Here is a 25,515-nt window from a genome sequence, read left to right on the forward strand (position 1 = left end):
GGCGCATCACTGGCGTGCTGCGCTGCGTCCGGGGCACGAGACAGCCGCGCCCTTACGCCACCGCCTCCTTGGCCTTTTCCGCACGCTTGCGCTCGTTCGGATCGAGGTGCTTCTTGCGCAGGCGGATCGACTTCGGGGTGACCTCGACGAGCTCGTCGTCCTCGATATAGGCAAGCGCCTTTTCCAGTGTCATCCGGATCGGCGGGGTCAGGCGCACCGCTTCGTCCTTCGAGGTCGTGCGGATGTTGGTGAGCTGCTTGCCCTTGAGCACGTTGATCTCGAGATCGTTGTCGCGGGTGTGCTCGCCGACGATCATGCCGCGATAGACCTTCCAGCCCGGCTCGATCATCATCGGGCCGCGGTCCTCCAGCTTGAACATGGCGTAAGCCACCGCCTCGCCCTGGTCGTTGGAGATCAAGACGCCGTTGCGGCGGCCCTGGATCTCGCCCTTGTAAGGGGCATAGCCGTGGAACAGGCGGTTCATGATCGCGGTGCCGCGGGTGTCGGTGAGCAATTCGCCCTGGTAGCCGATCAGGCCGCGGGTGGGCGCGTAGAACACCAGGCGCTGACGATTGCCGCCCGAGGGCTTCATCTCGATCAGCTCGGATTTGCGCTCGCTCATCTTCTGCACGACGACGCCCGAATGCTCCTCGTCGACGTCGATCACGACCTCCTCGATCGGCTCCATGGTGGCGCCGGTCGCTTCGTCCTTCTGATAGACGACGCGCGGACGCGACACCGAGAGCTCGAAGCCTTCGCGGCGCATGGTCTCGATCAGGATCGCGAGCTGGAGTTCGCCGCGGCCGGACACTTCCATCGCGTCCTTGTCGGCGGATTCGACGACGCGCAGCGCGACATTGCCTTCGGCCTCGCGGAGCAGACGGTCGCGGATCATGCGGCTCGTCACCTTGTCGCCTTCGGTGCCGGCGAGCGGGGAGTTGTTGACGATGAACGACATCGACACGGTCGGCGGATCGATCGGCTGAGCCGGCAGCGGCACCTCCACGGTCGGATCGCAGAAGGTGTCGGCGACGGTGCCCTTGGTGAGGCCCGCGATCGCGACGATGTCGCCGGCTTCGGCTTCATCGAGCGGGGTGCGCTCGAGGCCGCGGAACGCCAGGATCTTGGTGATGCGCCCGGACTCGACCAGCTTGCCGTCAGCGTTCAGCACCTTGACCTGCTGGTTCGGCTTCAGCGTGCCGGAGGAGATGCGGCCGGTGATGATGCGGCCGAGATAGGGGTTGGCTTCGAGGATGGTGCCGATCATGCGGAACGGACCTTCCTCGACCTTCGGCGGGGCGACGTGGCGTAGAATCAGGTCGAACAGCGGCTCCATGCCCTTGTCCTGCGGACCTTCGGGGCTCTCCGCCATCCAGCCCTGCTTGGCCGACCCGTAGAGGATCGGGAAATCGAGCTGCTCCTCGCTGGCATCGAGCGCCGCGAACAGGTCGAACACCTCGTTGATGACTTCGGTCGGGCGCGCGTCGGGGCGGTCGACCTTGTTGATGACGACGATCGGCTTGAGGCCGACCTTGAGCGCCTTGGAGACCACGAACTTGGTCTGCGGCAGCGGGCCTTCGGCGGCGTCCACCAGCACCAGGGCGCCGTCCACCATGTTGAGGATGCGCTCGACCTCGCCGCCGAAATCGGCGTGGCCGGGGGTGTCGACGATGTTGATGCGGGTGTCCTTCCACTGCACCGAGGCGGCCTTGGCCAGAATGGTGATGCCGCGCTCGCGTTCCAGATCGTTGGAGTCCATGGCGCGATCGGTCACCTTCTGGTTCTCGCGGAACGTGCCGGACTGCTGCAGGAGTTTGTCGACCAGGGTGGTCTTGCCGTGGTCGACGTGGGCGATGATGGCGACGTTACGAAGATTCATGAGTGAGCTTCTTTGCGGTCGAACAATGGGTTAAGCGCGATCTCGCCGGTCGGACCGGGACCTCTTCTCGAAACAACGCTGGAAGACTGGAAACGGGGCGCTTTCCGCCCAAAAAGGAAGCCCGGCCATATCCGACCGGGCGCCCTGCGCGTTGCGGCGCAATATATGCAAAAACGACCAAAAAACAATGTGTTCTTTGGCCGTTGGTTGACTGAATTTTGTCCGGGAATCCCCGGGACTTAAGGCCCGGTCCCAGGACGGTTGGGAGCCTTTCGCCCCTTGATGGCCGCCCAGATCATGGCGACCCCACCGATCCCCACGATCAGTCCCAGAATGACCAATGGCGCGATATCAGCAGCGATCTTGCCGTCCTCGAACACCGATACTCCGCCGAACAGGAGTGCGCAGAGACCCGGCAGCAGCATGAAAATCCCGGCGATCGCCATCAGCGCGGTGAGGCAGCCGCTGCGCTTTTCCGTCTGAAGCGCCGGCGGTCCCGGGGGCGGTGGTGGGTCGCTGATGCTCATGCCTGCATGACTCCCTCGGTCGCGTGCACAGCCAGCGCGGCGCGGATGCCGTCGATCTTTCCGTCGCGGTAGAACAGATTGTAGGTGTCGAACGGGATGATCGCGCCCTGCTCGGTCACGAAATGGATGCAGCTGCGCTTGACGTTGCCGACGCAGAAATTGAAGCGGTCGAGAAACTGCACGATGGTGACGCGGAAGACGTTCTCGTAAGTGAGTCCCTCCGGAACCTGAAAGCTCGGCAGGCAGCACAGCAGCTCGCAGACGCGTTCGCTGGTGTTGAGCGGTCCTGAGGACAGCGAGAACAAGTCGACGAATTTCTCGCGCAGCACCGGATATTTCTCCGGACTGATCGTGTTTGGCATCACCGCAACCAGCTGCTCCTGCTGTAACAGTGAGGTCAGCGGCAGCACCTTCTCGCCGTTGCGCAGGCCATAGCCGATCGAGATGCTCTCGGGGTTGCAGGGCAGCGGGATCATGTCCTTGTCGCCGAACACGCCGGTTTCAATCACGCGCTTGCGGATCTCCGACAGCATGATGCGGTCGGTATTCTTGTCGAAACTCTCGTTGCGGCCGGCATCCTGGACCGGCTGCAATGTCACCCCACGCACGCATTTCCAGGTCAGCGCGTGGCGCACGATGTCGCCGATCTCGGCATCGTTGACGCCGCGCTTGATGGTCGCGACCAGCGTGGTCGAGACGCCGTATTGCTCGAGATTCTCCAGCGCCTGCTGGCGGATTTTTCGCAAGTCCGCGCCGCGTAGATTGATCAGCGCATCGCGCTGCAGCGAATCGAACTGGAGATAGACTTCCAGCCCGCGCCTGTTCTCGGCAAGCCGCGCCACAAAATCCTTTTCGCGGGCGATGCGCAGGCCATTGGTGTTGATCATGACGTGGCGGATCGGCCGGGCGCGCACGGCGTCCAGGATCTCGAAAAAGTCCGGGTGCAGCGTCGGCTCGCCGCCGGAAATCTGCACGAGGTCGGGCTCGCCTTCGCTCGCGACCAGCGCGTCGAGCATCTTCTCCACCGTCGCGAGCGGAGTGAATTTGGTTCGTGCCGGCGAGGACTCCGCGAAGCAGACCGGGCAGGTGAGATTGCAATGCTCGGTGATTTCGATCAGCGCCAGGCAGGAATGCTGCTCGTGGTCGGGACAGAGGCCGCAATCATAGGGGCAGCCGAATTCGGTGCGCTCCTGGAATTGCAGCGGCCGGTCGCCCGGCTTGATGAAATCCTTGCAGAGCCGCCAATAGGCGGCATCGGTCGACACCAGGGTCGATTGCACGCCGTGCTCCCTGCAGCGCTTTTCGTACCAGACCTCGTTGCCGAGAATCTGGATCTTGGTCGGCACCAGCTTCAGGCAGGTCTCGCAAAGAGATTGGGTCTGGCCCCAGAAGATGTAGGGACGCGACTTACGCAACGGCGCGTTCATGCATGGGTCTCGTTTTGGACGCCGTCGCCAGCATGAATGCGGCGTAGAGCAGGACGGACAGCGACAACAGGTGAAACAGGGTGAGGGGCCCGACCAGCGTGCCATAGGGCTTGAGGAATTCCCATAGGAAGCGTTGCGCTCCGTAATAGGCGAGCACCAGGTAGAAACCATTGGTGATCGTGAAAGCGTTCCGGTTCAAGACCGCCAGCACATAGACGAGCGCGAACAAGGCCATGGCCGCGCTCTCGTAGAGCTGCACGGGATGGCGGCGAACGCCGTCGCCGAAATCATGGCCGAACGGAAGCGCCGTCGGCGTGCCATAGGTGAAATCGTCGAGGCCCGCGGAGTAACAGCCGATCCGGCCGATCGCGATGCCGAGCGCCAGCGGCAGCGCGAACCGCGCGCCTGTTCGCACCGTGACGCCGGCGGACCATTTGTAGAGCTCGATCGCCACGATGCCGCCGGCCAGCGCGCCCTCGACCGAGCGCGCAATGCCGCTTTGCCCTGACAGCCACAGATTGGCGGAGCCGAACAGATAGGCGCCAAGGCCTGCGCCAAACACCAGCGCGGCGACATAGGGCAACGCGAAAGATTGCGAGGCAAACTGCAAGCCCCGTCGCGACAGCCAGTAAACGGCGGCGGCCGCCGCCAGCCAGGCCAAAATGTCGAAGAAGGTGTGAAGGAAAGCCCCGCTCATGCGCGGGCAGTATAGCACGATCGCGGTTACAACGGCGCGCCGCGCATAGCGCCACCAGGGGAAAAGGAAGAAGCTACCCTGCCTCCCGCTCCTCGGTCGGATAGACCCCGCGCAGCACCTCCTCGAAATGCATCTTCACGGCATCGTTGCATAGGCAGGCGCGCAGCCTCAGGCCGTCGCGGTTGCGGACCAGGATCGAGCCGCGCCTCGTGTCGAGCACGCTCTCAGCCCTGAACGACTGAAGCACGCGGCTGGCATAGGAGCGGCCAACGCCGAGCAGGGTCGCGAGCTGTTCGTGGGTCAGCGGCACGCTGGTCTCGTCGCCGGTCCGCTCCATCGCCGCCAAGATCCATTTGGCGGTGCGCTGCTCGATCGAATGGATCGCGTTGCAGGCGGTCGACTGGAAGATCTGGGCCAGCATGCAATCGGCATAGCGGGCAAAGATGTTGCGCAGCGACGCCGAGCGCAGCTTGGCCGCTTCCAGCTTGGCGACGTGAATGCGTGCAAAGGGTCCACCGAATTTGACGCAGATCCGGGTATAGGCGGGCAGAAATCCCTCGCTGACGATGCCGCCCACCGCGCCTTCGCGGCCGACCAGAATGGTTTCGACGTCGCGGCCATCCTCGTTGGGGACGAGGAAGGTCGCGAGCGACGGGCCGCAGGGGAAGTGGACGACCTGCACGTCATCGCCGGGATTGTAGAGCAAGTGCCCCGCTGCAGAGTCCTCGACGGTCACGTGCGGCGCCAGGAGGCCGTAGTCGACCGGGCTCAAACGCCGCAGCAGATTGTTGGCCGGCCGGCTCTCGACCTCGGTGACCTTGCCGATACGCGCATCCATCCTGAACTCCCACCCTTCCTCCCACCTTAGCGAGTTCCATCCGTTTCCTGTGTGCACAAGTGGACAGACCAGAGAACGATGATGTGGTGAGTTTCGTTCCGGGAACCCTCCGGTGCGCTGGGCGCAGGCATCGTGTCGCGGCAGTCCTGATCCCGAAACCCCGAACCAAGATGCGATCATGGCACCCGCAAACTGCAATGGCACAGGCTGGCCGGCCGATGTTCTGATCGTCGAGGACGATCCGATCATCGCGATCGATTTCGAGGATCGCCTGCTCGGATTTGGTGTGGCCGCCGTGCGGACCGTGGGTTCGGTGACGCAGGCGTTGAACGCCATCGCGAAACGGACACCCGATTTCGCGCTGCTCGATGTCGAGCTGATCCGCGAGACGAGCTTTGCGATCGCCGAGCGGCTGATCGCGCTGAAGGTTCCGTTCGTGTTCGTCACCGGCTACGGCGCCGAGGCGCGCATTCCGTCCGAATTGGCGGGCCGGCCGCGGCTGCAGAAGCCGTGCTCGAGCGAGGCACTGGAGGCGGCGCTGCAGGCCCGCGCCAAATAGCGATCAGCTCTGCTTCGGATCGAGCGTGGTCGACCACAGCGCGACGTCGGCGCGGTCGCGCAGGGTCACCGTCATCTGGCCGGACGCGCCGTTGATCTTGACGTGACCGAAGAACTGCATGCCCGCCGACGGCGGCAGGTTCTGCTTGTCGAGGCCGGGCGCCTTGACGAAACGCACCTCGGGTCCAAACGTGTTGTCCATCTCGCCAGGCCCGAACGTTCCCGCATGCAGCGGACCCGACACGAATTCCCAGAACGGCTCGAAGTCCTGGAATTGCGCCTTGTCGGGATTGTAGTAGTTCGCGGCGGTGTAATGGACGTCGGCGGTCAGCCACACCGTATTTTTGACCGGCGCCATCTTGATGAAGCGCAGGAGGTCGGCGATCTCGAGCTCGCGCCCGCGCGGCGGGCCGTCGCCCTGCGCGAAGGCTTCCGACCCCTTCTTGTTCGCGGCATCGTCGTAAACGAGGATGCTGAGCGGCATGTCGGAGGCGATCACCTTCCATGTCGCGCGCGAATTGAGCAGGCCGCGCTTCAGCCAGGCCATCTGCTCCGGGCCGAGGAAGTAGCTGGCCGGACCGTACTCGGTCTCGACATTCGCGCCGTTCGAACCGCGATAGCTGCGCTCGTCGAGCACGAACACGTCGAGATGCGGGCCGTAGGAGATCTGGCGATAGACGCGGCCGGGCTCGGCGATGCTCTCCCGCATTGGGTACATTTCGTGGAAGGCGCGGCCTGCGCGCGCCGCGAGGAGCGAGATGTCGCGCACCTTGTAGGCGGCCGGCAGCTCTTTCGACAGCGACCAGTTGTTGGTGACTTCGTGGTCGTCCCACTGCACGAAGATCGGCACCTCGGCATTGAAGGCGCGGAGATTGTCGTCTGTGAGATTGTATTTGTGCGCGGCGCGGTACTCGTCCAGCGTCTCGGCGACCTTGGCCTTCTCCGGGATGGTCAGATTCTTCCAGATCTTGCCGTCGGCGAGCTTCACCTCGGATTGGATCGGGCCATCGGCATAGATCGTGTCGCCGGAGTGCAGGAAGAAATCGGGGCGGTGCTTGCGCATGGTCGAGAAGGTGAACATGCCGCCATCGTCAGGGTTGATGCCCCAGCCCTGACCTGCGACGTCGCCGCCCCAGACGAAGCTGACGTCGCGGCGGTCGGCCGGCGCGGTGCGGAAGCGGCCGGTCACCGACTCGCCCTCGATGGCGCTGTGCGAGAGATCGCGGAAGCGGACGCGGTAGAAGATGTCCTGGCCGGCCGGAAGATTCTCGACCAGCATCTTCGCGGTGAAGTCGCTCTCGGGCAGCGCCGCGATCGGCGGCAATGCGCGGGCGTCCTTGAAGGACTCGCTCGTCGCCACCTCGACCAGCATTTGCGCGGGCCGGTCGGTTCGCGCCCACACCATGCCGCCGTCGACGGTGACGTCGCCGGATTGCACGCCGTGGGTGACCGCCGGCCGGTCGGCCGCGCGCGAAAGATACGGCATCGCCATCGTGCCGAGCGCACCGGCGCTGGTCGTGAGGAAGCGGCGCCGGGAGAATTTGATGTTCATGAGATGGCTCACGGGCTGGCGATCTTGCGATGTCATTCCAGAGCGCGCGAAGCGCGAATCCGGAATCTCGAGATTCCGGGTCTGGTTCTTTGGACCATCCCGGACTGACGGCGAAAGCTATATTGAGACAATGTGACGCAGCAATAACGCGGGCAAGCGTTGCTCAGGCGTTCCCGGCGGCCCGGAATTGCGCGCCGGCCCGCTGCAGGTTCTGCGGCAGGCTCATCAGCACCGTCTTGCGGTCGGCGACGGCGGCGTGGAATTGATCGAGCGCAATGTTGAAGGCGGTGAGCGCGCCTTCCTCGATTGCGCCGTGATCGTAACAGCGCAGCGTATCGCGCAGGATTCCGTCGGCTTCGGTCTGCATCTGGTCGAGCTCTTCCGTCGTCTCGCATTTGCGCGCCGCCGTGATCATGTCGAGCAGACGTTCGCGCAGATGATTGTTGCTGTCGCGCTCGTCCTTCTTCAGGTAGCCCGCGAACCAGGCGCCGATCGAGCCCATGGCAGACAGCGCCATCAGGCCCCACCAGATGTAATCGCTGTACTTGTCGAGAAAGGTCTTCTCCTCGCCGTCGACGAAAGCGGCTGCACCGGGATGCACCGGGATCACGGCGTCCTTGTCGGTATCGGGCGTCTCGATCTTCGCCGCCAGCGGGAATTCCGTCACCAATTGCTGCCGCACGGCGAACAGCTGGCGCGTGAACGCCGCGATGGTGGTTTCGGAGACGCCTTTGCGCGCCACGATGTGGTGCGCGAAGCTGATGGTCTTGACCTCGTCCTCGGGGCGGTCGGGCGAGCCGCCGTAGGCGCCGGCGGGAATCTCGGACGCTTCATAGACCGGATGATTCTGCGCGATCGCGTCCGCCGAATCGATGGCGAGGAAGGTGGGCGAGCCGCCTTCCTTGATCGATGCCGCAATTGCGTCCGCGGTGATCTTGCTGTTGACCGGGCCTGCCGCGAGGTAGACGTCGGCCTTCTGCGCCTTGATCGCCTCGGCAACTTCATTGGCGGGAAATTGCACGATCTCGACCTTGGCCGGGTCGACGCCGTATTGCTGCAGGATCACCTTGAGCAGATTGACGTTGGCCTGGGTGCGGCCGACGACGCCGATGCGATGACCGGCGAGTTGCGCGATCTTGGTGATCTTCGCGCCCTTCTTCTTGCCCTTGGCGGGCACGGACCACAACACCACGACGTTCTTGCGCAGGGTCGCGACAGCCTGTGCGTTCTTCGGCACGTCGAGGTCGCCGCGCACGATGGCGAGATCGACCTTGCCTTCGGCGAGCGCATTGGCGCTGGCGGTTGCGCCGTCGGTCTGGATCGGGCGCAGCCGCACGTAGCTCTTGTGCTGCGCAAAGCCTTGCGTCAGGGCCTGTACGACCTTGACGTCGTCGCTGTTGGCGGGACCGACCGCGATCCTGAGCGTCACGGGACGCATCGCGAAGTAATAGCCGCCGGCGAGGGCGCCGAGGATCGCGAGCACCAGGGCCAGAGACACGAGCGCCGTCTTCCGCGCCGCGGATCGCGGCGAAGGCGGAGGGGGTGCTTCGGCCAGGTCCAATCCCCCGGTCATCGATCTCCCAAACAGGCGCTTCAGGCTCAGTTTCATCTTGGCCGGCGATCTACGGCTGCAATTGTAGCAAATTTCTTGTCCTGCGGGGTTACATCTCCGTCATGGTTAGCGGATGGAGGAAATCCCCGTATGAACCCGGGCGTCAGCACGGGGTTAGGGTAAAGTTCCCCTGAAGGATGGAGATGGTCATGGCAGAACGGCTCTCGGCGGAGGCGCGCAGGCAGGCGTTGGGCGGACTGCCCGGCTGGAGTGACGTCCCAGGCCGCGACGCCATCGGGAAAACCTTTGTCTTCAAGGATTTCAACGAGGCGTTCGGCTTCATGACCCGCGCCGCGCTGGTCGCCGAGAAGATGGATCACCACCCCGAATGGCGCAACGTCTACAAGACGGTGGAGGTGGTGCTGTCGACCCACGATGCCGGCGGCGTCACCGCGCGCGACATTGCGCTGGCGAAGGCGATGGACGCCATCGCCGGCTGACACCAGGCTGACGTCTTGCAGGGACCGGCTGCATCCCCATGTTGTGATCAGCCGGGATGGGGCGGTCCGCCCCCTTGGGCCGAAGGGAGTTTGTCGCACATGGCTGCCGAGCACAGCGTTGGCTTCGAGCCGGCCGATCGGCTCGCGGAAGATCGCGAGAGCGTGCGCCGCCGCTTCTGGCGCAAGCTGAAGCGGGTCGCTGCGCAACTGCCGTTCGCGGAGGATCTGCTTGCCGCCTATTACTGCGCGTTCGACCGGCAGACGCCGCGCCACGTCCAGGCTTCGCTGTTAGGTGCGATCGCCTATTTCATCCTGCCGTTCGACTTCGTCGCGGACGTGATGCCCATGCTCGGCTTCGCCGATGACGCCGCCGTGCTCGCCACCGCCATCCGCATGGTTGCCAGCCACATCACGAACGAGCATCGCGAAGCCGCCCGCGCCGCGCTGAAGCGCGGCGTAGATGAGACGGACGTCGAGGCAGCGTAACAGTTTCGCCACCCCTTTCCGCTGTCATTCTCCGTAACCCGGCTACGCCGAGGCTTCGCCGGGGTTGAGATCCACGGGCGCCGAGGCTTTGCGTAGGCGGCAAGCGGCGAGTCGGGGTGCTGCTTGCCCTAAGCATCGTCATCGCGAGCCAACGGGTCCGCGCGGAGCGCGGCCCGATGACGGGCTCGAGAAGCAATCCAGAAGTTCTTCCGCGGGGGCGAATTGGAGTGCTTCGTCGCTACGCTCCACGCAATGACGGCCTCTACTTCTTCTTAGCTCCTGCCTCCGCCCGCGCGTTCTCCGCGTCCCACGCCTGGAATTGCCTGAACAGCGTCTCCTTGTCCGCATCGGAGACGGTTGCTGCCGCAGGGCTCTGCTTTAAGAACGCCTCGAAGCGCTGCCGTGTCACCGGTTCGATGCCGTGCTTGTCGAGCCATTGCTGCGCCACCGGCAATCTGTTCCAGCCGGATAGCGGCGCCGCCAGCGAGACCTCCTTCCACTTGGGATGGAAGGGCGGGTTCTGCAGCGTCGGAAATTTCGTGAAGAACGCGTCCACGAACAGCGCGAGCTTGCGATAACGCTCGGTGTTGGGCGCCCAATTATAGGCCGCAAGCACCGCGGGCACCGCGATCGTGTCGACGCTCTCGCCTTCCTTGATCAGGTTCGGGTAGTCCTTAGCGGTCAGGGTTGCCGGCAGATAGTCGCTCTGCAGCGGCTTTGCATAGTCCACCTTCGCCAGATGGAAGCGACCGTCATTGCTGAAGGTCGAGACCGATTTGTACGGCTTGCCGCCGACCACGATGACAGCGTCGATCTCTCCGGCCTTCAGCTTCTCCATCGCGATGCGCTGCTCGACATAGATGAATCTCGCCTTGATCCCAAGCCGCTCGAACACGGTGAGCGCGGTGACGAAGGTGCCGCCGTTCGGCAGGTCGACGCTGACGGTCTTGCCTTCCAGATCCTTCAGTGCCGCCACCGATTTCGGCGCGATCACCTGCATCTCCTCGTTGTACAGTTTCGTCACATAGGTGAACTGCCGCTTGATGTCCTTGGCGAAACCCTTGCGCTCGAGATAGTCGAGCGTGTCGGCCCGCACGATGCCGAGATCGACGCCTTGCAGGAACAGGATGTCGGCGACGCTCTGCACCGAGCCGCGGCCGACGATCGGCAGCACGCGGATCTTGTTGCCGTCGTCGAGCACGGAGGCGAGGTCGGCGCCGAACTGCACATAGGTGCCGCCGATCGTCCCCGTGATCAGCGTGACGGTGTTGGCGTTCAGCGCCTGCTTGGTCGAGCTCGAGCCGAACTGAAAGATGGCCTTCAGGCTGTCCGAGACCTTGGCCGGATCGTATTCGGCCTGCTCGGCGTGGGCCGCGAAGGCACAGATGGTCGTGATGGCGGCAAGCGCCATTTTCAAAGCGTTACGCATGATGTTCCCTCTGAAGTGGCCTAGTTCGAGAATTGGGCGAGGCGCTGGCGCGCTTCCGCCGATCCGAGTGCCGCGGCCTTTTGATACCAGTCGCGCGCGGCGGTCGCGTCAGCGGCGATGCGCCGCGAGTCGCTAGTGCCGAGCACGGCCGGGTCATAGCTCTGCGCCAGCAGAAACGCAGCCGTCGCATCCTGTGCATTGGCCGCGTGTTCAAGCAGCAGGCGGGCAGCAACAATATCGCCGACGCCCAACAGGCTCTTCGCGCGCGTCATCAGCCCGGCCAGCGTGTCGGCGTCGAGCGTCTTCGCGGGCGCAGGCGGTGCGGGCGGCGCCGCGACGGGCGCTGGTTGGGTTTGTCCCTGGGCTTGCAGCGCCGTCTGATAGGCGGTCGCGATCGCCTCGCGGCTCGGCGCGGCAGGTGCTGAGAGAGCCTGCGTGTCGGCGCTCGCCAGCCTCGTGTCGCTCACGCGGGCCGCATCCTTGCGCGGGGTCTGCGGTCTGGTCGGTGCGCTGGCCGACGCCATCGCTTGGTCCGCAGTGAAGCGAACCCAGCTACCGGCATAAGCGGCGAAGAGGCCGCGAAAGTCGGACTGAAACAGTGTGGCCAGAACTGCCAGGCTGAATGCCGCCAGAACGGCCGCGAGCACACGCGGGACAATTCTGGAGCGCAATGTCGCCGGCGCATATTCGCTCGGGTCGGGTGCGCCGAGCGGGTCGGACAGAAACAGTGGAACTGGATCGTCCTGTGGAAGCTCCGCGCGCTTGGCACGTGCGCGGATATAGGACGCGACAGGCGGATGTGATGCAGATCGATCGGAGTCGGGCATGCGCGACTCCCTCGACGGACGGTAGGCCGTCGTCTCCATGGTGTGATGCTCCCCATTACTGACGCAACGCAGGGGCAGTCCCGGCTTCAGTCTTCTTGTTGTTGTCCAGAAGTCCCCGCTAACTGGAACCGGTAAATCGCCGTCCGATTCAGCCCAAAAAACGACGGCGGTTTGCGCGAATCTGGAGATATTTGGGTTTGATTACGGCGGCGCCGCGGAATGCACCGGAATTTTGCTCGCGATGGTTGAGGGGATTTTACGAGCGGCGGCGTGCGCAACCTTGCGATGTCGCGGTCGTCGACGCTGCCCGTCTCGCCCTCCGCTGTCATGTTCCGGCCTGACCGGGGCATCCAATACACTGAGGCGTCTCGGCTAAATCACTAACGTCTCGGATCGCCCAGTCGAGCCGGGCGATGACCGCTTTGTATGTTGAAACAGCGTCGCGATGACATCGCGATCACGGATGCAGGATCACCTTGCCCATGGCCTGCCGTCCCGCCAGCACCTTCAACGCATCGGCCGTCTGCGCCAGCGGGAAGGTGCGGTCGACATGCGATGAGATCTTGCCTTCCGCGGTCCACTTCACCAGCTTCTCGAGATTGGCGCGGTTTTTCGCCGGATTGAGCCGGGTCCAGGCGCCCCAGAACACGCCGCGGATGTCGCAGCCCTTCAGGAGCGCGAGGTTCAGCGGCATCTTGGGAATGTCGCCGGCGGCAAAGCCGATGACGAGGAAGCGGCCTTCCCAGGCAATCGAGCGCAGCGCCTGTTCGGCGTAAGCACCACCCACGGGATCGAAGATGATGTCGACGCCCTTGCCGCCGGTGAGCTTGCGCAAGCCTTCCTTCAAATCTTCCTTGCCGTAGTTCAGCGTCAGCTCGGCGCCGTGCGCCTTGGCGAATTCGAGCTTCTCGTCCGACGAGGCGCAGGCGATCACCTTCAAGCCCATCAGCTTGCCGAGCTCGCAGGCTGCAAGGCCGGTGCCGCCGGCCGCGCCCAGCACGGCGAGCGTCTCGCCCGGCTTGGGGCTGGCGCGATCTTCCAGCGCATGCAGCGCGGTGCCGTAGATGATGATGATGCCGGCCGCGCGGTCGTAGTCGAGATTATCAGGGATCTTCACGATCGATGCCGCCGGCAGCGCGATCTTCTCGCGCGCGCCATTGTGGCCGCAGGAGGCGACCACGCGATCGCCGACCTTGAGATCAGTGACACCGGGGCCGATGCTCTCGATCACGCCGGCGACTTCCGCCGCCGGCGAAAACGGGAATGGCGGCTTGATCTGGTACTTGCCCTGGATCATCAGGATGTCGAAGAAATTCAGCGCCGCCGCCTTGATCGCGATCACGGCTTCGCCGGGCCCGGCCACCGGATCCGGCACCTCAGTCAGAACGAGGTCGTCAGGCTGGCAATATTGCGAGCAGAGGATGGCTTTCATGGCGGCACCTTGAGGACGTTTCGGTGGAATTATAGTTAGGCCGTTTCTGCCGGATTTAGGCAGTGGCGACAATCCGGATTCTTTGTCTGAGGTCACGCGACGGCCTATCCTCCCGTCACTGCGAGCCACCGGGTCCGCGCGAAGCGCGGCCCGATGACAGGCTCCGTGAAGCAATCCAGAATCCGTCCTGCGGAAATAGTCTGGATTGCTTCGCTGCTCTCGCAATGACGCGGTGTATCGAAACAGCGAGGATTCAAACGATGTTTGAAACAACCCTCCTCAAGAACAAGCGCATCCTCGTCACGGGCGGCGGCTCGGGTCTTGGCGCTGCGATGGGGCGTCGCTTCCTCACGCTCGGCGCCGAGGTCGTGATCTGCGGCCGCAAGCTCGACCGGCTCGAGGCGACGGCGCGCGAGATGCGCGAAGAGACCGGCGGCAAAGTTACGACGATCGCCTGCGATATCCGTGAAGGTGCGGCGGTCGACAGCATGATGGATGCGATCTGGCGCGAGGCGCCGCTCGATATCCTCGTCAACAATGCCGCTGCCACCTTCATCGCACAGAGCGAGCGCCTCTCCTTCCGTGCCGCGGACGCGACCCTGGCGCCGACGCTGCATGGCGCGATGTATTGCACGCTCGGCGCCGGCAGGCGCTGGATCGAGGCCGAGCATGGCGGCGTCGTGCTGTCGATCCTTTCGACCTCCACCATTACCGGCCGCGCCTTCACCGTGCCCTCGGCGATGGCGAAATCCGCACTGCTGGCGATGACCAGGAGCCTTGCGGTGGAATGGGGCCCGAAGGGCATCCGCACCGTCGCGATCGCGCCGGGCCCGTTTCCGACCGCAGGGGCCACCGGGCAGCTCCGTCCCGAAGGCCGCGACGAAGGCTGGACCGCGCGCAACCCGCTTGGCCGTACCGGCGAGCACAGCGAGCTTGCCGATCTCGCCAGCTTCCTGGTCTCGGACCGCGCCGCCTACATCAATGGCGAGATGGTGGTGATCGATGGCGGTGCGCATCTGCGCAGTTCCGGCGCCGAGGATTTGCTCGGCTGGACCGAGGCGCAATGGGCAGCGCAACGCGCCGCCCGATCCAAGGCCTAGCCGCCGCCGATAACGCTAACTGCCTTCCCAAATTGAACTTTCCCGGCTATCCCTGCCCGGGGACAAAGCGCACTCGGGCCATCTTCCAGTCACAATATTGAGGGAACCACAGCGGCATGTGGCGGGTGCTGATTTTAGCTTTGATGACTGGCGTGGCAGCCGGGGGAATAGCCGTCTCTGCATGGGCGCAGACGGCGCAACCGGCGTCCAAGTCCGGTCCAGCTCCAAAAGAGGCGGCACCGAAGCCGGCCGCGCCGCCGGCCAACACCAACGCAAAGGCGACCCCGAAGCCCGAGAGCAAGCCGGCGGCCCCGGCTGCGACCGTGGCGGGGGGCGCGGAGCCGACCCTGATCGGGCAGTTCGGCACCTGGGGCGCCTATTCGGCGACGCCGAACGGCAAGAAGGTCTGCTTCGCGCTGGCCAAGCCGTCATCGTCGAAGACCAATCCGCCGAACCGGCCGCGCGATCCCGCCTATGCCTTCGTCTCGACCCGGCCGGCGGAGAAGGTCAACAACGAAGTCTCGGTCATGATCGGCTATGCGCTGAAGCCGGGCTCGGAATCGACCGTCGAGGTCGGCGGTGCCTCCTTCGCCATGTACACACAGGGCGACGGGCTCTGGATCAAGAACGCGGCCGAGGAGGAGCGGATGGTCGAAGCCATGCGCAAATCCGCCGACCTCGTCGTCAAGGGCGTCTCGGCCAAGGGCACCGAGACGACCGACACGTTTTCGCTGAAGGGCCTCGCCCAGGCGCTCGACAAGATCGCGCAGGACTGCAAGCGGTAAGAGCGTCGGCGTTAAGGCTGCGGGCGACAAGGTCGCAATCGGCAGTCCCGGCTGCTATATAGAGGCCGTTCCAAATTTCGCCCGTCATTCCGGGGCGATGCGTAGCATCGAACCCGGAATCTCGAGGTTCCGGGCTCAGCTCTTCGAGCTGCCCCGGAACGACCACAGCTATTAGGTCCATTCAATGCAACCGACGACCGAGCCGCACAACGGCCTCCTGGTGGAGAAGACCCCGCTTGAAACCTATGTGCCGCCGGCCAAGCCGTCGCTGATCGGCCTGTCGCGCGCCGAGCTTGCTGATCGCCTCGGCGAGATCGGCGTCGCTCCGGCGCAGCGCAAGATGCGCGTGCAGCAGCTATGGCACTGGATCTATTTCCGCGGCGTCCAGAGTTTTGACGAGATGACCTCGATCTCGAAGGGCATCCGCGCCGAGCTCGCGCAGCATTTCACCGTGGACCGGCCGGAAGTCGTGGCCGAGCAGATCTCCAACGACGGCACCCGCAAATGGCTGTTGCGCCTGCCGAGCGGCGACAATGTTCAGAAGGCGCATGAAGTCGAGTGCGTCTACATCCCCGAGACCGACCGCGGCACGCTCTGCGTCTCCTCGCAGGTCGGCTGCACGCTGAACTGCGCCTTTTGCCACACCGGCACGCAGCGCCTGGTGCGCAATCTCACCGCTGGCGAGATCGTCGGGCAGGTGATGGTGGCGCGCGATCGTCTCAACGACTGGGCCGATCGCGAGGACGGCACGCGCCGCGTCACCAACATCGTGATGATGGGGATGGGCGAGCCGCTCTACAATTTTGACGCGGTGCGCGATGCGCTTCTGATCGTCGGCGACAACGAAGGCATCGGCATCTCCCGCCGCCGCATCACGCTGTCGACCTCGGGCGTGGTGCCGAACATCGTGCGCGCCGGCGAGGAGATCGGGGTCATGCTCGCGATCTCGCTGCACGCGGTCCGCGATGAGCTGCGCAACGAGCTCGTGCCGCTCAACCGCAAATATCCGATCAAGGAGCTGTTGCAGGCCTGCCGCGACTATCCCGGCGCCTCGAACGCGCGCCGCATCACCTTCGAATATGTGATGCTCAAGGGCGTCAACGATTCGCTCGACGATGCCAAGCTGCTGGTGAAGATGCTCAAGGGCATCCCTGCCAAGATCAACCTGATCCCGTTCAATCCGTGGCCCGGCACGGCCTATGAATGCTCGGACTGGGACCAGATCGAGAAATTCTCCGAATACATCTTCAACGCCGGCTATTCCTCGCCGGTGCGCACTCCGCGCGGCCGTGACATCCTCGCCGCCTGTGGCCAGCTCAAGTCGGAGACGGAAAAGCTCTCGGCGCGCGAGCGCCAGGCGCTGCGCGCCATGGCGATGACGGATTGATGGATGATGACGTCCTCGATGCTCGTCATGGCCGGGCTTGACCCGGCCATCCACGTCGAGCCACGAGCACGAAAGTCGTGGATGCCCGGGTCAAGCCCGGGCATGACGGTTGTGAGCGTCGCGACATCCTTGATTGGCAACCTGCTTATCTCATGTCCCTGATCGGCCGCCTCGTCGTCATCTTCATCGGCTTTCTCGCCGCATGTTTCGTCGGCGGCATGATTGTGGTCGTCGCACTGCTGTTTCCCGAATTCGCCGATCTAGGCGCCGGTCCCGTCGATCAGGGCACCATCGACATCCTGCTTGGCTTCGGCTTCATCTTCGTCTCGGGCTTCGCACTGGTGCCGGCGGCGGTGATCGTCGCGATCACCGAGGCGCTCTACATCCGCAGCGCGCTGGCCTATGCCGTGGGCGGCGGCCTCGTCGGGCTTGCCTGCTATCTCGGCCTCGTTCCCTTCCACGCCGACACCTTGCAGTTCGAAGGCATCGTGCGCCGTCACCTGGAGATCATGACCGGCGCCGGCATCGTTGCCGGCGTGGTCTACTGGCTGATCGCCGGCCGCAACGCCGGCGCCTGGCGCATCCCGCCGCCCCCACGCAAGCCACCGCCGCCACTGCCATCGAATTCGCGGCCGGATGCGCGGTGACTCTTCTCACCCTCCAGGGGAGGATGGGCACCTCCGTTGGGGTTTCCATCCCCGCTCCACTCCGCTAAACCGCGCGCCATGAACCGTACCGGACTCTTCATCGCTCTGGCGCTGTGGCTCGTGATCGGCGTCGTCTTCGGCCTCTATCCCGAGCTCGACCTCAAGCTCGCTTCGCTGTTCTTCGACGCGGAGACCAAGACCTTTCCGCTCAAGCTGAACGGGTGGGCCGGCTTTGCGCGCGATGCGGCGATGTGGATCGCCTGGGCCTTCGCCCTTCCCTCGATCGTCGCGATCGTGGTCAAGATGATCCGGCCCGACCGGCCGCTGATGGTGCGGGGGCGCACGGTCATCTTCCTGCTGGTGACGCTGACCATGTCGGCCGGCATTTTGACCAATCTGACGTTCAAGAATTATTGGGGCCGTCCGCGTCCGGTGGTGGTGACCGAGTTTGCCGGCGATCAGCAATTCGTGCCGTGGTGGGATCCGCGCGGCGCCTGCGGGCGCAACTGCTCGTTCTTCTCCGGCGAAGGCGCGACGGCATTCTGGACACTGGCGCCGGCCGCGCTGGCGCCGCCGGCGTGGCGGCCGCTCGCCTATGCCGCCGCCGTGGTGTTCGGCGCCTTGACCAGCGGCCTGCGCATGGCCTTCGGCGGCCACTTCTTCACCGACGTGTCGATCGCCGGCCTCGTCACCTTCGTCGTGATCTGGTTCGCCTATGCGCTGATCTACCGCTGGCCGCGGACACGGTTCTCGGACGAAGCCGTGGATGCCGCCTTGACCCGGCTGAACATGCCCGCCTACCGGCTGCGCCAGCGCCTGTTCGGCCGCAAGACCGGCCCCGAGCCCTCGGTTTGAGCCATTAAAGGGGTGCCGAGCCCTGCGAAATTTGATATTCGCGCGGTCAAACCCACCCGTCACATCAGCTTGAGACCCGATTGGAAGCCCCATGACCACGATCCTGAAAAGCCTGCCCAAGGGTGAGAAAGTCGGCATCGCTTTTTCGGGCGGCCTCGACACCTCTGCGGCGCTGCTCTGGATGAAGCAGAAGGGCGCGCGCTGCTACGCCTACACCGCCAATCTCGGCCAGCCGGATGAAGCCGACTACAACGAGATCCCGCGCAAGGCGATGGAGTTCGGCGCCGAGAACGCGCGGCTCGTCGATTGCCGCACGCAGCTGGTCCACGAGGGCATCGCCGCGATCCAAGCCGGCGCCTTCCATATCTCCACCGGCGGCATCACCTATTTCAACACCACGCCGCTCGGGCGCGCCGTGACGGGCACGATGCTGGTCGCGGCCATGAAGGAGGACGGCGTCAACATCTGGGGCGACGGCTCGACCTTCAAGGGTAACGACATCGAGCGCTTCTATCGCTACGGCCTGCTCACCAATCCCGGCCTGAAGATCTACAAGCCCTGGCTCGACCAGCAGTTCATCGACGAGCTCGGCGGTCGCGCCGAGATGTCGGCGTTCATGACCGCGCAGGGCTTCGCCTACAAGATGAGCGCCGAGAAGGCGTACTCGACCGACAGCAATCTGCTCGGCGCCACCCATGAGGCGAAGGATCTCGAAAGCCTCGACAGCGGCATCAAGATCGTCAACCCGATCATGGGCGTGCCGTTCTGGCGCGACGATTGCAATGTCAAGGCCGAGAAGGTCGTAGTGCGCTTCGAGGAGGGGCAGCCCACGGCTCTGAACGGGCAGACCTTCTCCGATCCGGTCGCGCTGTTCCTCGAGGCCAACGCGATCGGCGGCCGTCACGGCCTCGGCATGAGCGACCAGATCGAGAACCGCATCATCGAGGCCAAGAGCCGCGGCATCTATGAGGCGCCCGGCATGGCGCTGCTGCACATTGCCTATGAGCGCCTCGTCACCGGCATCCACAACGAGGACACGATCGAGCAGTACCGCATCAGCGGCATGCGCCTGGGACGCCTGCTGTATCAAGGCCGCTGGTTCGATTCGCAGGCGTTGATGCTGCGCGAGACCGCACAGCGCTGGGTCGCGCGCGCCGTCACCGGCGAAGTCACGCTCGAGCTGCGCCGCGGCAACGATTATTCGATCCTCAACACCGAGAGCCCCAACCTGACCTATGCGCCGGAGCGGCTGAGCATGGAGAAGGTCGAGGACGCCGCCTTCACGCCGGCCGACCGCATCGGCCAGCTCACCATGCGCAACCTCGACATTGCCGACACCCGCACCAAGCTCGGTCTCTATTCGAAGACCGGCCTGTTGTCGGGCAGCGAAGGCTCGCAGATCTTCCGGCTCGAGAGCGACAAGGGCTGAGATCCTCGCTGTCGTGGGGTGGGCAAAGCGAAAGCGTGCCCACCATCTTTCCGCGACCGAGATCGAGATAATGGTGGGCACGGCGCTCTCGCGCCTTTGCCCACCCTACGATGACTGATGCTCCATCCGGGCTTACGTGCTTAATGACGCTGTCATTCTCGGCCGCTACGCTTTCACCTTCTGTCGGAACGGAATTGCGGAGCATCGCACATGGTCAGGGGATCGGCACTCGCCTCTCTCATTGTTCTCTGTTGGGCATCATCATCGTCGGCGCAGACGATCTATCCGATCGATCGCGCCGAGATCCTCGCGGGAGCCAAGTTCGACTTCAAGGTCGAGCTCCCGGGACTGGTCGATCCCGCCAAGTTGAAGGTGACGGTGAACGGCGCGGATTACGCGGCCGCGTTCGGCCGCTCCGGAACCTTCGTCGAGCGCGAGGACGGCAAGGAGCAGTCGGCCCTGATCCTGCGCGACGTCACGCTGACCAAGCCGGGCAGCGTCGCCGTGGACGTGAGCGACGGCACGCGCCAGCGCAGCGTCACATGGACGGTTTACGACACCGGCCCGCGCAAGGCGAAGAACGTCATCCTGTTCATCGGCGACGGCATGTCGCCGGCGCATCGGGTCGCCGCGCGGATCCTGTCCAAGGGCATTTCGGAAGGCAAGAGCCGCGGCAAGCTCGCCATCGACGACATGCCCCATATGGCGCTGGTGGCAACCGCTGGCTCGGACTCGATCATCACGGATTCCGCGAACTCGGCGAGCGCCTATGCGACCGGGCACAAGAGCGCCGTCAATGCCCTCGGCGTCTATGCCGACCGCACCGCAAGCCCGCTCGACGATCCCAAGGTCGAAACCATCACCAGCCTCGCCAAAGGACGGCTCGGCATGGCGATCGGCATCGTCACCAATACCGAGATCGAAGACGCGACGCCGGCGGCGATGGTCGCGCACACCCGCCGCCGCGCCGCCTATGACGAAATCGTCGAGCAGTTCTTCGCGGCAAAGCCGGATGTGATGATGGGCGGCGGCAGCGCGAATTTTCTGCCGAAGTCGGCTGCCGGCTCCAAACGCAAGGACGAGAGCGACTATATCGCGAAGTTTCGCGATGCCGGCTATCAGGTGGCGACCACCGCGAGCGAGCTCAGCGCCTCTGCCGCCAAGCAAGAGACGAGCAGGCTGCTCGGCCTGTTCGCCACCGGCAACATGGACGGCGCGCTGGACCGCAAATTCCTGAAAGGAGGCGGCGTCAAGAAATTCCCCGAGCAGCCTGATCTGACCGAACAGGTGCAGGCGGCGTTGAAAATCCTCTCGAAGAACGAAGCCGGCTTCTTCCTGATGGTCGAATCCGGAATGATCGACAAATACGCGCATTTGCTCGACATGGAGCGCGCCGTCTACGACACGATCATGCTCGACAATGCGGTGCGTCAGACGCGCGAATGGGCGCGCGCACGCGGCGACGACACCCTCATCCTGGTGCTGGCCGATCACAATCATCCCAACAGCCTCGTCGGCACGGTGAATGACGACATGGGCACGACGCCCAACGTGCCCTTGCGCGAGCGCGTCGGCGTCTACGATCAGGCTGGATTTCCTAACTATCCCGCGCCGGATGCGGAAGGTTATCCGTCACGGGTCGACGTGAGCCGGCGGCTTGCCATCTTCTCGGCGAGCCTGCCCGATCATTACGAGACGTTCCGTCCGAAGCTCGACAATCCCAACGAGCCGACCGTCAAAGTCGGCGACGACGGCACCTTCAAGGCCAACGACAAATACAAGGAGGTCCCGGGCGCGGTGCTGCGCCCCGGCAACCTATCGTCGCTGGTCGGCGCCAGCGTGCATTCGGGCGAGGACGTCATTGTCACGGCGACGGGCCCGGGGAGCGAGCGCGTGCACGGCTCGATGGACAATACCGAAGTGTTCCGTGTCATGGCAGATGCTTTGGGATTGGCTGCGCGAGAATGATGGGGGGCGACTGCCAACCTGCGCACAATTACATTCCTGCCGCAGGCGAGCGCGGCAGGGCGGGCCGCCCTGGTTCGCTCACGTTCTATGAATTCACGACGAGTGAGGCGGCGTGAAGACCAGCTTCACGCAGCTGCGGAAGAGCATGATCTGCCGCTCCAGCCGCTTCGGGTCGTTGAGCGTCTTCGACATGATGATTGCGCCGTCGACCACGCACGAGATCATCTCCGCGAGATCGTCGAGGTCGATCGGCTCGCGGGGCGGATAGACCGCGGCGATGCCGTCGAGAATCTCGCGGAAGTGGGCATTCCAGCTCCGGACCGATTGCGCGGTCAGATCGCGAACATCCCGGTCGAACAGGCGCTCCTGATAGCAGATGCTGGCGATCAGGCAGCCGGGATGGCCGTTCGGCAGATCGGCCATGACTTCGGCGAGTAGTTTCAGCGAGATCAGGAACGACTGCAGCGGGTCGTCGGAGAGCTCACGTCCGCGCCGGAAGATCTCGTCGAACAGGCGGTCATTCGTATCCACGTAGCGGCGCAGCATCTCCCGTGCGAGCGCGTTCTTGTCCCTGAAGTGATAGAAGAAGCCGCTCTTGGTCAGTCCGGCCTCGGCAATGACCTCCTCGATCGAGGTGGCGCCGAAGCCCTTTGCGAGCACCGCCGCTTCCGCGATCTCGAGAATGCGCTCGCGCGTCGCTTCGCCCTTTCCCATCGATGTCTCCAGAACTGTACCGACGGTGCGGAAATTGGCCCTTGGGGCCAACGACCCCTCCGAGTGACTCATGCAAATCTTTGATTTGTCTCCGCTTGCGGGTGGAAGTTCAGCCGCACCACGGGACTTCTAGAGCGACGCGACATTATGCGGCACCAAATGCCGCGACCGAACACGGGCATGGCGCGACCGAGTGAAGAGAGCGGGCCCGTCCAAATCATGGAGCGATCAATGGCCAGATACAGACATGGTCTGCCGCAGCGCAGCGGCGGCATTTTCCTGACCGACGGCGGCATGGAAACAACCCTTATCTTTCACCACGGGCTGGAGCTGCCCCACTTCGCGGCATTCGTGCTGCTCGACAGCGCGGATGGCCGCGCGCATTTGAGGCGGTATTACGAAGCCTATCTGCGTATCGCGCGGCAGCATGGGCTCGGCTTTGTCCTCGACAGTCCGACCTGGCGCGCCAACCCTGATTGGGGCGCCAAGCTCGGCTACGATGCGGCCCAGCTCGAGGCCATCAACATGCGCGCCATCCGCTTCCTCGACGAATTGCGGGGCGCTTGGGAGTCCCCCGGCACGCCTTGCGTCATCAACGGCGCGATCGGTCCGCGAGGCGACGGCTACAAGGCAGGAAACATGGACGCGGCGGAGGCGGAAGCCTACCACTCAGGCCAGATCGCGGCCTTCACCGAGGCGGGCGCCGACATGGTGACTGCATTCACGCTGAACAGCATCAACGAAGCCGTGGGCGTGGTCCGCGCAGCCAAGAGACGCGATATTCCGGTCGCGATCTCTTTCACGGTCGAAACCGATGGCCGCCTCGTCCGGGGAGAGTCACTGCGCGAGGCGATCGAGGCGGTAGACGACGCAACTGAGCGAGCTTGCGAATACTTCCTGATCAATTGCGCGCATCCAACTCACTTCGAGAGTGCACTCGCCACAGGCGAGGCGTGGGTTCAGCGCATCCACGGCATCAGAGCCAATGCATCGGTCAAGAGCCACGCCGAGCTCGACGAATCGGAGGCGCTGGACAGTGGTGATCCCGCAGATTTCGGACGCCGCTATCGTTTGCTCAGGCGCGCATTCGCCGGCATGCGCATTCTCGGTGGCTGTTGCGGCACTGATCACCGGCATGTTGCCGCCGTTTGTGAGGCATGTCTGCCGTCGGAAGCAATGACGGCGTGACAAAAAAATGGCCGGGATTGCTCCCGGCCATTGTCTTCTTGCGGAGGTCTTACTGGCGCGGCGGAGGCGCCGCGTTGGCCTGGCCGCCGTTGAGCAACGGCGTGATGCGGCGGACGGTGACGCGCCGGTTGATCAGGCTCGGGCCTTGCGTCTGCTCCTTCAGATACTGCTCGCCATAGCCCTGCGACGTCAGGTTCTCCGCGGGCACACCGAATTGTTGCGTCAGCAATTCGGCTGCGGCCTGCGCGCGGCGGTCCGACAGCGACAGATTGTCGACTTCGTTGCCGACCGCGTCGGTGTGGCCCTCGATCAGGAACACCTCCTGCGGGTTGGCCTGGAGCGCCTGGTTGATGCCGTCGGCGATCACTTGGAGCCGCGCCGCCTGATCCGGCGGAATGGTCCACGATCCCGTCGCGAAGTTGATCGTGTTGACGTCGATGCTCGGCATCTGCATGCGAACATTCGGGCTGTAGCGGATCTCGTCGAGCGAGTAGCGCCGATCGATCCGCTGCACCGGCGGGGCCCGCATCGTTTCGTAGATCACCTCTGGCGGCGCCTCCTGGGCGTCGACGATGTAGCGATCATAGGGAATGCTGACCACCGGCGGCGGCACGTCGACGTAGAAGCCGCCGACCGCCCGCGGATCGCGGTAGGTGTTGTCGATGATCACGATCTCGCGCCCGCCGGGATCCCTGCGGATGCGCCGCAGCAGCGAGCCGTCCGGCCCGACCACGGTGATCACCTCGCTGCCGTCAGGGCGGATCACGACCGTGCGGGTTTCGCCGCCGACGGTGTCGGTGCGGATGTCACGGGCGCCATAGCGGAAGCGATAGAGATCGTTGCCGCGAACATAGGCCTGCCCGCCCGGATCGCGGACGATGATGCGGTCCGGCTCGGTGTAGACGGTGCGGCCGCCCTCGACGACCTCGCGCCGCTGGTTATGAAGATCGGCGATGGTGGCCCCGATCACGGCGCCGGCCACCACGCCCGCGCCGATCGCGAGCGGCGTCAGGTCGCGCTGCTGCGGACGCGGCGGCGGCGGCAAGGGCGCTGCGACCGTCGGCGCGGCGCGGAAGGCCGGCGCGACCGTCGGCGGTCTGTATTGTGCCCTGTCGGGCGGCGGCGCTGCGGCGGGCGTGCCGGGCACCACGGTCGGGGCCGCGGCGCCCGCGGGAGGTGCCGGCGGCCGGGCGGGCGCACCAGCCTGCGGGGGCGCAGCCGGAGTCCCGGCGGCGGGCGCGCCGGCAGGAGGCGTTCCACCCTGTTGTCCCGGGGCTGGCGTTGCCGTCGGGGTCGGGGTTGCGCCGGGCGCGGGCGTTGCCGACCCCGGACGTCCGGCCGGCGGCGTCGGCGTGCTTCCGGGCGCGGGCGTAGCCGTTGGAGCGGGCGTGGCGCCGGGGGCCGGTGATCCCGCCGGGGGCGGAGGCGCGCCAGGGCGTCCGGGCGGCGGTGTACCGGGGCGGCCAGCCGGCGGTGCGCCGGGCGTGCTGCCTGGAGCTGGTGTCGCGGTCGGCGCGGGTGTCGTCGTTGGAGCCGGCGTACCTGCCGGCGCAGGCGCGCCGGGGCGAGCGGGGGGCGCAGCTGTCGGAGCAGGCGGCGTTGCGGTCGGTGCAGGCGCGCCGGGGCGGGCCGGGGGCGCAGCCGTTGGAGCAGGCGGTGTTGCCGTCGGCGCAGGCGCGGGGGTCGGCCGGGCCGGCGGAGCCGCTGCGGGAGGCGGCGGCGTCGGCCGAGCCGCAGG

The 25,515-nt window shown here is 64.9% G+C and carries 23 protein-coding genes; 11 read left to right on the top strand and 12 right to left on the bottom strand.

Annotated elements, in window-relative coordinates:
* Positions 1–52: 52 nt before the first annotated feature.
* The 5 genes from typA to HZZ16_RS30380 all read right to left on the bottom strand — a co-directional run bounded on the left by typA (position 53) and on the right by HZZ16_RS30380 (position 5,368).
* Positions 53–1,879, bottom strand: coding sequence for a translational GTPase TypA (typA, locus tag HZZ16_RS30360; protein ID WP_197953600.1), 1,827 nt, complete (start codon positions 1,877–1,879; stop codon positions 53–55).
* A 239-nt stretch (positions 1,880–2,118) separates the two neighbouring features.
* Positions 2,119–2,406, bottom strand: a complete 288-nt coding sequence (locus tag HZZ16_RS30365) for a hypothetical protein (protein WP_197953601.1) — start codon at positions 2,404–2,406, stop codon at positions 2,119–2,121.
* Positions 2,403–3,833 carry a radical SAM protein gene (locus tag HZZ16_RS30370; protein ID WP_197953602.1) on the bottom strand — a complete coding sequence of 477 codons (1,431 nt, stop codon included), beginning with the start codon at positions 3,831–3,833 and terminating at the stop codon, positions 2,403–2,405. Before HZZ16_RS30370 ends, HZZ16_RS30365 begins: the two co-directional genes overlap by 4 nt.
* Positions 3,814–4,530 (bottom strand): prolipoprotein diacylglyceryl transferase family protein, encoded by a 717-nt coding sequence (locus HZZ16_RS30375; protein ID WP_197953603.1) that lies wholly within the window; start codon positions 4,528–4,530, stop codon positions 3,814–3,816. Before HZZ16_RS30375 ends, HZZ16_RS30370 begins: the two co-directional genes overlap by 20 nt.
* Before the next feature lie 73 nt (positions 4,531–4,603).
* Positions 4,604–5,368, bottom strand: a complete 765-nt coding sequence (locus HZZ16_RS30380; protein WP_197953604.1) for a Crp/Fnr family transcriptional regulator — start codon at positions 5,366–5,368, stop codon at positions 4,604–4,606.
* 178 nt (positions 5,369–5,546) lie between these two features.
* Here HZZ16_RS30380 and HZZ16_RS30385 point away from each other — a divergent pair, with 178 nt between their 5' ends.
* Complete coding sequence (locus tag HZZ16_RS30385; protein ID WP_197953605.1) at positions 5,547–5,927, top strand: response regulator; 381 nt, start codon at positions 5,547–5,549, stop codon at positions 5,925–5,927.
* Positions 5,928–5,930: 3 nt separating this feature from the next.
* On the opposite strand, the gene HZZ16_RS30390 is transcribed toward HZZ16_RS30385, so the two are convergent.
* Positions 5,931–7,478: an alkaline phosphatase D family protein gene (locus tag HZZ16_RS30390; protein WP_197953606.1), complete on the bottom strand. Its 1,548-nt coding sequence runs from the start codon at positions 7,476–7,478 to the stop codon at positions 5,931–5,933.
* A 163-nt stretch (positions 7,479–7,641) separates the two neighbouring features.
* Entirely contained in the window at positions 7,642–9,087 is a 1,446-nt protein-coding gene (locus HZZ16_RS30395; protein ID WP_197953607.1) for a TAXI family TRAP transporter solute-binding subunit, read from the bottom strand.
* A gap of 152 nt (positions 9,088–9,239) precedes the next feature.
* Here HZZ16_RS30395 and HZZ16_RS30400 point away from each other — a divergent pair, with 152 nt between their 5' ends.
* Entirely contained in the window at positions 9,240–9,530 is a 291-nt protein-coding gene (locus tag HZZ16_RS30400) for a 4a-hydroxytetrahydrobiopterin dehydratase (RefSeq protein ID WP_197953608.1), read from the top strand.
* Positions 9,531–9,629: 99 nt separating this feature from the next.
* On the top strand, positions 9,630–10,016 hold the full coding sequence (locus HZZ16_RS30405; protein ID WP_197953609.1) for a YkvA family protein: 387 nt from the start codon (positions 9,630–9,632) through the stop codon (positions 10,014–10,016).
* A 262-nt stretch (positions 10,017–10,278) separates the two neighbouring features.
* On the opposite strand, the gene HZZ16_RS30410 is transcribed toward HZZ16_RS30405, so the two are convergent.
* The 3 genes from HZZ16_RS30410 to HZZ16_RS30420 form a co-directional block, all read right to left on the bottom strand.
* Positions 10,279–11,445, bottom strand: a complete 1,167-nt coding sequence (locus HZZ16_RS30410) for a TAXI family TRAP transporter solute-binding subunit (RefSeq protein WP_197953610.1) — start codon at positions 11,443–11,445, stop codon at positions 10,279–10,281.
* Between the two features lie 20 nt (positions 11,446–11,465).
* Entirely contained in the window at positions 11,466–12,272 is an 807-nt protein-coding gene (locus tag HZZ16_RS30415; protein ID WP_246510542.1) for a hypothetical protein, read from the bottom strand.
* Positions 12,273–12,729: 457 nt separating this feature from the next.
* Entirely contained in the window at positions 12,730–13,704 is a 975-nt protein-coding gene (locus HZZ16_RS30420; protein ID WP_197953613.1) for an NADPH:quinone oxidoreductase family protein, read from the bottom strand.
* Positions 13,705–13,964: 260 nt separating this feature from the next.
* Between HZZ16_RS30420 and HZZ16_RS30425 the strand changes: the two genes are divergently transcribed.
* The 7 genes from HZZ16_RS30425 (at position 13,965) to HZZ16_RS30455 (ending at position 21,875) form a co-directional block, all read left to right on the top strand.
* Positions 13,965–14,804 (top strand): SDR family oxidoreductase, encoded by an 840-nt coding sequence (locus HZZ16_RS30425; RefSeq protein ID WP_197953614.1) that lies wholly within the window; start codon positions 13,965–13,967, stop codon positions 14,802–14,804.
* 116 nt (positions 14,805–14,920) lie between these two features.
* A complete protein-coding gene (locus HZZ16_RS30430; protein ID WP_197953615.1) occupies positions 14,921–15,589 on the top strand; it encodes an invasion associated locus B family protein in 669 nt (222 codons plus the stop codon).
* A gap of 184 nt (positions 15,590–15,773) precedes the next feature.
* Positions 15,774–16,976: a dual-specificity RNA methyltransferase RlmN gene (gene rlmN / locus HZZ16_RS30435; protein WP_197953616.1), complete on the top strand. Its 1,203-nt coding sequence runs from the start codon at positions 15,774–15,776 to the stop codon at positions 16,974–16,976.
* 152 nt (positions 16,977–17,128) lie between these two features.
* A complete protein-coding gene (locus tag HZZ16_RS30440) occupies positions 17,129–17,623 on the top strand; it encodes a hypothetical protein (RefSeq protein ID WP_197953617.1) in 495 nt (164 codons plus the stop codon).
* Positions 17,624–17,701: 78 nt separating this feature from the next.
* Entirely contained in the window at positions 17,702–18,478 is a 777-nt protein-coding gene (locus tag HZZ16_RS30445) for a phosphatase PAP2 family protein (RefSeq protein WP_197953618.1), read from the top strand.
* Between the two features lie 91 nt (positions 18,479–18,569).
* Positions 18,570–19,907, top strand: coding sequence for an argininosuccinate synthase (gene argG / locus HZZ16_RS30450; RefSeq protein ID WP_197953619.1), 1,338 nt, complete (start codon positions 18,570–18,572; stop codon positions 19,905–19,907).
* Between the two features lie 210 nt (positions 19,908–20,117).
* The gene (locus HZZ16_RS30455) at positions 20,118–21,875 is read left to right on the top strand and encodes an alkaline phosphatase (protein ID WP_197953620.1); all 1,758 of its coding nucleotides are present in this window, start codon (positions 20,118–20,120) and stop codon (positions 21,873–21,875) included.
* A 93-nt stretch (positions 21,876–21,968) separates the two neighbouring features.
* Here HZZ16_RS30455 and HZZ16_RS30460 read toward each other — a convergent pair whose 3' ends face one another.
* The gene (locus tag HZZ16_RS30460) at positions 21,969–22,589 is read right to left on the bottom strand and encodes a TetR/AcrR family transcriptional regulator (protein WP_109142018.1); all 621 of its coding nucleotides are present in this window, start codon (positions 22,587–22,589) and stop codon (positions 21,969–21,971) included.
* Between the two features lie 231 nt (positions 22,590–22,820).
* On the opposite strand from HZZ16_RS30460, the gene HZZ16_RS30465 reads away from it, so the two are divergent.
* The gene (locus HZZ16_RS30465) at positions 22,821–23,777 is read left to right on the top strand and encodes a homocysteine S-methyltransferase family protein (protein WP_197953631.1); all 957 of its coding nucleotides are present in this window, start codon (positions 22,821–22,823) and stop codon (positions 23,775–23,777) included.
* A 49-nt stretch (positions 23,778–23,826) separates the two neighbouring features.
* Here HZZ16_RS30465 and HZZ16_RS30470 read toward each other — a convergent pair.
* The coding region (locus tag HZZ16_RS30470; RefSeq protein WP_210342676.1) for an OmpA family protein at positions 23,827–25,515 on the bottom strand (1,689 nt) is incomplete at its 5' end.

This window comes from Bradyrhizobium glycinis (genome assembly GCF_016031655.1).
Lineage (GTDB): Bacteria > Pseudomonadota > Alphaproteobacteria > Rhizobiales > Xanthobacteraceae > Bradyrhizobium > Bradyrhizobium glycinis.

Excerpts from the sequence above, each read along its gene's own strand:
- typA (WP_197953600.1), bottom strand. The coding sequence starts at position 1,879 with ATGAATCTTCGTAACGTCGCCATCATCGCCCACGTCGACCACGGCAAG.
- HZZ16_RS30365 (WP_197953601.1), bottom strand. The coding sequence starts at position 2,406 with ATGAGCATCAGCGACCCACCACCGCCCCCGGGACCGCCGGCGCTTCAG.
- HZZ16_RS30370 (WP_197953602.1), bottom strand. The coding sequence starts at position 3,833 with ATGAACGCGCCGTTGCGTAAGTCGCGTCCCTACATCTTCTGGGGCCAG.
- HZZ16_RS30375 (WP_197953603.1), bottom strand. The coding sequence starts at position 4,530 with ATGAGCGGGGCTTTCCTTCACACCTTCTTCGACATTTTGGCCTGGCTG.
- HZZ16_RS30380 (WP_197953604.1), bottom strand. The coding sequence starts at position 5,368 with ATGGATGCGCGTATCGGCAAGGTCACCGAGGTCGAGAGCCGGCCGGCC.
- HZZ16_RS30385 (WP_197953605.1), top strand. The coding sequence starts at position 5,547 with ATGGCACCCGCAAACTGCAATGGCACAGGCTGGCCGGCCGATGTTCTG.
- HZZ16_RS30390 (WP_197953606.1), bottom strand. The coding sequence starts at position 7,478 with ATGAACATCAAATTCTCCCGGCGCCGCTTCCTCACGACCAGCGCCGGT.
- HZZ16_RS30395 (WP_197953607.1), bottom strand. The coding sequence starts at position 9,087 with ATGAAACTGAGCCTGAAGCGCCTGTTTGGGAGATCGATGACCGGGGGA.
- HZZ16_RS30400 (WP_197953608.1), top strand. The coding sequence starts at position 9,240 with ATGGCAGAACGGCTCTCGGCGGAGGCGCGCAGGCAGGCGTTGGGCGGA.
- HZZ16_RS30405 (WP_197953609.1), top strand. The coding sequence starts at position 9,630 with ATGGCTGCCGAGCACAGCGTTGGCTTCGAGCCGGCCGATCGGCTCGCG.
- HZZ16_RS30410 (WP_197953610.1), bottom strand. The coding sequence starts at position 11,445 with ATGCGTAACGCTTTGAAAATGGCGCTTGCCGCCATCACGACCATCTGT.
- HZZ16_RS30415 (WP_246510542.1), bottom strand. The coding sequence starts at position 12,272 with ATGCCCGACTCCGATCGATCTGCATCACATCCGCCTGTCGCGTCCTAT.
- HZZ16_RS30420 (WP_197953613.1), bottom strand. The coding sequence starts at position 13,704 with ATGAAAGCCATCCTCTGCTCGCAATATTGCCAGCCTGACGACCTCGTT.
- HZZ16_RS30425 (WP_197953614.1), top strand. The coding sequence starts at position 13,965 with ATGTTTGAAACAACCCTCCTCAAGAACAAGCGCATCCTCGTCACGGGC.
- HZZ16_RS30430 (WP_197953615.1), top strand. The coding sequence starts at position 14,921 with ATGTGGCGGGTGCTGATTTTAGCTTTGATGACTGGCGTGGCAGCCGGG.
- rlmN (WP_197953616.1), top strand. The coding sequence starts at position 15,774 with ATGCAACCGACGACCGAGCCGCACAACGGCCTCCTGGTGGAGAAGACC.
- HZZ16_RS30440 (WP_197953617.1), top strand. The coding sequence starts at position 17,129 with ATGTCCCTGATCGGCCGCCTCGTCGTCATCTTCATCGGCTTTCTCGCC.
- HZZ16_RS30445 (WP_197953618.1), top strand. The coding sequence starts at position 17,702 with ATGAACCGTACCGGACTCTTCATCGCTCTGGCGCTGTGGCTCGTGATC.
- argG (WP_197953619.1), top strand. The coding sequence starts at position 18,570 with ATGACCACGATCCTGAAAAGCCTGCCCAAGGGTGAGAAAGTCGGCATC.
- HZZ16_RS30455 (WP_197953620.1), top strand. The coding sequence starts at position 20,118 with ATGGTCAGGGGATCGGCACTCGCCTCTCTCATTGTTCTCTGTTGGGCA.
- HZZ16_RS30460 (WP_109142018.1), bottom strand. The coding sequence starts at position 22,589 with ATGGGAAAGGGCGAAGCGACGCGCGAGCGCATTCTCGAGATCGCGGAA.
- HZZ16_RS30465 (WP_197953631.1), top strand. The coding sequence starts at position 22,821 with ATGGCCAGATACAGACATGGTCTGCCGCAGCGCAGCGGCGGCATTTTC.